A 6387-nucleotide genomic window follows, 5' to 3' on the forward strand; every position below is an offset into this window, starting at 1 on the left:
GTTCTAAACCGAATTCCACATTACCGCGCACCGATAACCACGGAAATAACGCATAGTTTTGAAACACCATACTGCGTTCAATATTAGGTTGGGTAATGGGTTGATGATAAGCCAATACTTCGCCGTTGGTAGCGGGTTCTAATCCAGCTAATATATTTAATAAGGTACTTTTACCACAACCCGAAGGGCCAACAATAACCACAAATTCGCCCGTTTCAATATTTAAATTAATTTCTTCTAAGGCAACAACCGTTTCACCCGAATCAGAATAATAAGTTTTATTCAAGCGACGAGTGGATAAAGGAAATGTTTCTGTCATCACTATATTTTCCATGTGACACGGCGATCAATCAAGCGAAAAAAAACATCAAAACAAACGCCTAATAATCCAATCATAATCATCCCCACTAACACATGATCAGCACGTAAAATTTCCATTCCATTCGCAATTAAATAACCCAATCCAGAACGTGCCGCCACCAATTCTGCGGCAATAATTGCTGCCCATCCCGTGCCAAAAGAAATGCGCAATCCCACCATAATGCCCGGCATAGAAGCGGGTAAAATAACTCTATAAAATAAAGAAAAGCGAGATTGACAGCCTAAAACACGCCCCGCATGAATTAATACGGGATCAATGCTTTTTACGCCAGCAATCGTGCTGAGTAAAATAGGGAAAAATGTACCAATAAAGACCACAAATATTTTCCCTCCCTCACCAATCCCAAACCACAAAATAGCCAGTGGAATCCACGCCAAAGGTGAAATAGGACGAAATAATTCAATAAAAGGATCGATCAGTTTTTCTAATAAAACCGAACGCCCCATCACTAATCCCAACGGAATGGCGATACAGGCCGATAATAACCAAGCTGACACCACACGGCTTAAACTGGCCATAGTGTGCATCCATAACAAACCATTTTCGACCAATTGCCAAAAATTATTAGCGGTCGCCCAAGGTGTGGGCAAAATAGAAGGATGTGGTTTATTAAAAATAATCACCAATTGCCAGACAATAACAATCACCGTCACTGCATATAAAAACGGTAATAATTTTAATAATCCTTTTTTTAAAAAAAACATGCCCTATCCATTATTAACTTGACTGATAAAAACTAACAGGTCACTGCGTCTGAGTTGATTTCTTCTCTGGATTTGATTACCATTAAAGTGACGTCATCAAATACGGGTTGTTTCCCGATATGTTGCCCTAAATCTAATAAAATGGCTTCTTGAATGGCTTGCGCCGAACAATGCCAATGACGACTCACGACATCGCATAAACGATTTAAACCATACATTTGTTTTTTTACATTACGCGCTTCGGTAATGCCATCGGTATAAAGCACTAATCCATCACCGGGGTTTAAATCAAATTCAATTTTAGAAATAAAATGGCTAATATCAGGTTGTAAACCAACCATAAAACCTAAATCAAAAGTATCAATTCGCTCTAATTGGCCGCCTTTACGAATCAATAAAACATCCTCATGTTGGCCGCTAATTTGAATTTTACCATCAGCATAATCAATCAGTGATAAAGTTAAATTTTTATCCGAATCCATGCGTTGAATATTATCAAAAACAGCCCGATTTAAAATGCTTAAAAAGCGGGCTGGATCACGCACGCCATCAACCAATAAAGTACGCACGGCCATTTGTACCATTAACACTAACACGCCACTTTCTAATCCATGCCCTGTGACATCGCCAATACCAATTTTAATCCATTTTTGATTGGGGTCTAATAGTACATCGTAATAATCACCCCCCACTTCGCTGGCGGGCTGCATAAAACAAGCAATATCTAAATCTTTAATTTCCGCCAATTCTCGATGGCTTGGCAATAGCATCGTTTGCAAGCGGCGTGTAATGTCTAGCTCGGTACTCATGCGTAAATTTTCGGTTTGAACATTGGTTAATGTCGCGGCTTGGTGTTCAATTTCTTGCCGCATCGGATTAATCGCAAAACGGTTTAATGTAAACCACAAAATAAATCCTAACGCAGCAATAATTCCTGTAAACAATAAAGCCAATTGTTCATTTAACTCTTCAATCACTTCCTCAGTATGAAACAGATCCATGGTAATTTGCAAATGCAATATTTTATCGCTGGCAAATTCCACTTGTTTTTCCATTTCCAGAAAATTCTTAGCTTCTTGAGAACGTTGGTAATTCACTAAATTAAAGCCATTGGGTAAATTTGCTTTTAATAACACAATGTAATCTCGCTGTTCTCCCCAGCGATTTAAAAATTGACTGAGTTGAGCATAATTGCGTTTTAAAAAAGATTCTGCAATAAATTCGCTGATCAAATCCAATTCTAAAATCGCACGATAGCGTTGATCTTCTAGCAATAAATCACGTTGTTGTTTGCTGATAAAGTAACTGAGTAAAAAAGCAAAAACACCGAAAATGACAAGAAAACTAATCAATAAACGGTATTTTATTTGTTTGTTGCTTAATGCCATAATATGTTTCTTAAATCTTTTCATCATTATTGACTTTATGGGGGGTAAAAAATTCATTATTGTTCCATGTGATTCATGATGATTCGTAAACTGTCATAATCTGAATCGGTGACGGGAACAAAATTGGTAAGATTACTTTTTATTGCCGCTAAAACAGTTTTTGAATCGGGGTGCTGTAGAATGGAAAGCAAAGCCTGACGCAGTTTTTCAATCTGTTCTTGGGGTAAATCACTGCGCGTTGCAAATAAATGTTCAGAAATTTCTGGAGTTAACGCAAGTAAATTTAAGCCTTTTTCCTGATATTTATAAAAAATATCTTCCATGACCGCACCCGCATCAAATTCGCCCATTAGTACGCTCATTGCCACATTATCATGGCTGCCTAAAAATTCATAATAAGCCAATTGTTCTAAATCTATTCCCTCTTGTTTTAGTAAATAATATGGCACTAAATAGCCCATTGTTGATTCTTTTGATCCAAACGCAAAACGTTTGCCGATTAAGTGACTTAATTGTCCAATTTTTTCGCGGCTTTGACCTGTGACAATGGCACCGCGAAAGGTTGGCCGTCCATTGATTTCTAAACGCGCCAATAGCGGTTTTTCTCCATAATCACGAATCAATTTAACATAAAGGAACGGGCCTACATAAGCCACATCAATTTGATTTTTTCCTAATTGCTCAACATGTTGTTCATAATCTGCACTGATCATCAGTTCAATATCTAAACCTGTTTCAACCGTTAAATAATCCACCAAAGGCATAAATTTAGTCATCAGTTCTTGTGCGGTTAAATAAGGGTGAATGGTTAAACGCAACTTTTCTGCAATAACCTGTGAAGGAAGCCATATTAAAAGAAATAGACTCAGAAAATTTATTTTTTTCATGTTCATTCACCTAAAAAATTACTGCTCTAATTTACGCACAATTTCCCGCAAACCATCATAATCCGAATCAAGCACAGGAACGAAATTGGTTAAATTGGCTCTAATTGCGCTTAAAATAGTTGGGGCTTGGGGGTGTTCAGTGATGGTCAATAAAGCGTTGCGTAGGGCTTCAATTTGCGCGGTAGGCAAATCGCGGCGCGTTAATAGCAGATGTTCAGAAATTTCAGGAGTCCACGCCAATACCCGTAATCCACGCTCTTGATATTTATAAACAATATCTTCAATGACCGCACCTGCATCGAATTCTCCCATTAATACGCCCAAAGCCACATTATCATGGCTGCCTAGAAATTCATGCCACGCCAATTGTTCAAGCGTAACTCCTGATTCGCGCAACAAATAATCTTGCATTAAATGGCTCATGGTTGAACCTTGCGCGCCAAAAGCAAAACGTTTATTAATCACCTCTTTAATTTGCTGAATAGGCGAATCTTTATGCACCACAATCGCGCCGCGAAAAGTCGGTGTTCCTGCGGTTTCTAAACGCACCAATAAGGGTTTTTCCCCATATTTTTCTATTAATTTAACATAGGGAATAGAACCAATATAAGCAATATCAATTTTATCTTCACCCAATTCTTGAACATGTTGTTCATAACTTTGACTGATAATCGGATGAATTTCAATCCCTGTTTTTTCGGTTAAATAATCAGTTAAAGGCGTGAATTTTTCTAACAATTGTTGTGCCGTTAAATAAGGAAAAATATAGAGGTTAAGTGTCTCTTTAGCCTGTACGGGAGAAAATAAAAGGTGGAAACAGAGCAGAATAAAGCCCGCTCCCTGAGTTAAGGGGATGTAACGCATGGGGACTCCTTTGGTGAATTTGCGAGATATTGAATTTTAATATCTGGCGCGGTATTTTCTATCTATAGCAAAAAAAAAGCAAAAATGCGAGTGAGAAAATAATTATTTTTAATAATGTATTATTCTAAGAATGAAACCGTAAAACGCGCTAAGTCTTATCTTCTAATCTTGAGGCCAATGGCTGAAAGGAAAAGGCTTATCTTCGGTGGTAAAAGTTAAATAGCGTGCCACTTGATAACTATACGTGCAAAGTCCTTGAGAAAATAACTGTAAACGCTGATTAATCTCGCCCGTTATCAACAAAGTAACAAATTGAAAAAAAGCAATTCCCGCAATAATAAAACGCAGGAAAAAATAAATCACCACAAATAACAGCAAAAATAACCCACGTTGCCACGTGCTTAATTGTCCCACATGTCGCTGCCACACGGAAACTTGATTGTTCTCTGGACGATCTTCAGATATTTGCATGATAGATTTCTCTGTCGGTCAACATAAAAAAAATGATAACACCCAAAATGGCGTGTTATCATCGAATGAATCCATTACCTTTACGTATTAATCACGTATTGATTCGGTTTAATAACCACCTTTGCGTTTGGTGTCGGGTAAGCCACCAATTTTACTGGCTTCTTTATCGGGATTGTGTGGAAATAAAGCATAAAGGGCTTTGGCTTCAAGACTGCTGTCATCCCAAACTTCTTTCATGGCTTTCACCAAATTACGCATATTGGGCTGATTTCCACCATTGTTAATATACTGATCACGCAAGTAATTGATCACATCCCAATGTTTTTCCGTTAATTCGGGAACATCTTCTGCTTGCGCAATGATTGGGGCTAATTCTTCACTCCAATCGTCTAAGTTTAATAAAAAACCATTCGCATCTGTTTCGATGGTTTTACCATTCAATTCATAGGGCATAATAACCTCCGCTATTTAAGTGCATTCAAACACACATTTTGTCATTTTATTTAGGGTAGCCCATCTATTGTTATCATTTTTAAGTCAGTCCAGCGTGTGTAAAACACTGATCGGGTGGTTAGCTCCACACAATGTAACGATCTTCAAAAGTTAAATCAAGTTGTGACAAGTGTTGTATTTATTGCTATGTTAGCAGGAATTAAATTTTGATTTCTTTTAAGGGGCAGAACGGCGATGCGTCATTTTCAGCTACAAATAAAATTTTATATTCAATTCAGTCTATTACTGGCGATGGTGAGTTATAGTGGGTTCAGTTTCGCCACTTTAACCCGCGTAGACAGCACATCAGGCACGGTGTTAAAAGGCGCGATGTCCGAATTTTTAATGATTCGGGTCAATGATGCGCAAGGGGGAATTCGTGCTGGGGTTAAGTTGGGATTTTCTTTGACCAATACGGCCTGTGAAGCGGTCAATGTTGCCGTGTTGGATGTGTTAGACGGCGGCGTGAGTGATGCCCAAGGCATAGTACATGTTCGGCTCAATGCCGCTTCGCCGTTGGTGACTGCGGGTATTCATACCGTAGACGCGTGGATTGCAGATGAACCGGCGGTGCGTTTAACGATTCCCCTTATCGTAGAACAGCACAACAGTCTTTTTGTCACTCAAGGGCAGTGTCAAACCGTCAATGTAGGACAAACCGCGCAGCCTATTATTTTTCGTTTTTTAGATAACGGTGGCTTGCCGCGAACACTGATTGATGTGCGTTTTGAACTGCACGATAGCAATGGCACGGTGGGAGATGGTTTGTTAATTGTAAGCGGCACGACCAATGAACAAGGACAAGTGCAAACCTTAGTCTCTACCACTCGTGCTGGAAAATGGACGGTTTCAGCGCACGCTCGCACCGCGTTAGATTTTACTGCTTCTCTGGGGATTACTGTCTTGCCAATGGAAGCCAGTGTGTTAGCTCCTGTGGCTGGAGAACAGCAATCGTTAAATGCGGGGCGTTTATCTGAACCGTTTATTTTTGTTTTACAAGATGTTTTTGGCAATGTGCCTATCACGCAAGAAGGGCAAACGGTTCACTTTTCGGTGGTGACTCCCTCTGGAATCACGACTACTACGGGCTTAACCCGCACCACTGCCATTAGCAATGCCCAAGGTCAGGTCAGCACGCAATTTACCGCGCCCGACGTATTAGGCACTTACCGCATTCAAGCCAATTTACCCAACCGTCC

General features: G+C 39.4%; 8 protein-coding genes. 1 reads left to right on the forward strand and 7 read right to left on the reverse strand.

What is annotated here, in order from left to right; translation table 11 throughout:
- From TPSD3_RS12570 to TPSD3_RS12600, 7 genes are all read right to left on the reverse strand, one after another.
- The coding region (locus TPSD3_RS12570) for an ATP-binding cassette domain-containing protein (protein ID WP_245391602.1) at positions 1-319 on the reverse strand (319 nt) is incomplete at its 3' end.
- Between the two features lie 2 nt (positions 320-321).
- Positions 322-1086 (reverse strand): ABC transporter permease, encoded by a 765-nt coding sequence (locus TPSD3_RS12575; protein ID WP_086486778.1) that lies wholly within the window; start codon positions 1084-1086, stop codon positions 322-324.
- A 32-nt stretch (positions 1087-1118) separates the two neighbouring features.
- The gene (locus TPSD3_RS12580; RefSeq protein ID WP_217884340.1) at positions 1119-2501 is read right to left on the reverse strand and encodes a PP2C family protein-serine/threonine phosphatase; all 1383 of its coding nucleotides are present in this window, start codon (positions 2499-2501) and stop codon (positions 1119-1121) included.
- Between the two features lie 29 nt (positions 2502-2530).
- Positions 2531-3361, reverse strand: coding sequence for a phosphate/phosphite/phosphonate ABC transporter substrate-binding protein (gene phnD, locus TPSD3_RS12585; protein WP_176329671.1), 831 nt, complete (start codon positions 3359-3361; stop codon positions 2531-2533).
- 18 nt (positions 3362-3379) lie between these two features.
- Positions 3380-4225, reverse strand: a complete 846-nt coding sequence (gene phnD / locus TPSD3_RS12590; RefSeq protein WP_086488890.1) for a phosphate/phosphite/phosphonate ABC transporter substrate-binding protein — start codon at positions 4223-4225, stop codon at positions 3380-3382.
- A 162-nt stretch (positions 4226-4387) separates the two neighbouring features.
- On the reverse strand, positions 4388-4696 hold the full coding sequence (locus TPSD3_RS12595) for a DUF4389 domain-containing protein (protein WP_086486774.1): 309 nt from the start codon (positions 4694-4696) through the stop codon (positions 4388-4390).
- A 108-nt stretch (positions 4697-4804) separates the two neighbouring features.
- Positions 4805-5149, reverse strand: coding sequence for a TusE/DsrC/DsvC family sulfur relay protein (locus tag TPSD3_RS12600; protein ID WP_086486773.1), 345 nt, complete (start codon positions 5147-5149; stop codon positions 4805-4807).
- A gap of 234 nt (positions 5150-5383) precedes the next feature.
- Here TPSD3_RS12600 and TPSD3_RS12605 point away from each other — a divergent pair.
- The coding region (locus tag TPSD3_RS12605; RefSeq protein WP_140048556.1) for a hypothetical protein at positions 5384-6387 on the forward strand (1004 nt) is incomplete at its 3' end.

This window comes from Thioflexithrix psekupsensis (genome assembly GCF_002149925.1).
Taxonomy (GTDB): Bacteria; Pseudomonadota; Gammaproteobacteria; order Beggiatoales; family Beggiatoaceae; genus Thioflexithrix; species Thioflexithrix psekupsensis.

Bases quoted from the DNA above. Each gene is read 5' to 3' on its own strand.
- phnD (WP_176329671.1), bottom strand. From the start codon at position 3,361: ATGAAAAAAATAAATTTTCTGAGTCTATTTCTTTTAATATGGCTTCCT.
- TPSD3_RS12575 (WP_086486778.1), bottom strand. From the start codon at position 1,086: ATGTTTTTTTTAAAAAAAGGATTATTAAAATTATTACCGTTTTTATAT.
- TPSD3_RS12580 (WP_217884340.1), bottom strand. From the start codon at position 2,501: ATGATGAAAAGATTTAAGAAACATATTATGGCATTAAGCAACAAACAA.
- TPSD3_RS12595 (WP_086486774.1), bottom strand. From the start codon at position 4,696: ATGCAAATATCTGAAGATCGTCCAGAGAACAATCAAGTTTCCGTGTGG.
- phnD (WP_086488890.1), bottom strand. From the start codon at position 4,225: ATGCGTTACATCCCCTTAACTCAGGGAGCGGGCTTTATTCTGCTCTGT.
- TPSD3_RS12600 (WP_086486773.1), bottom strand. From the start codon at position 5,149: ATGCCCTATGAATTGAATGGTAAAACCATCGAAACAGATGCGAATGGT.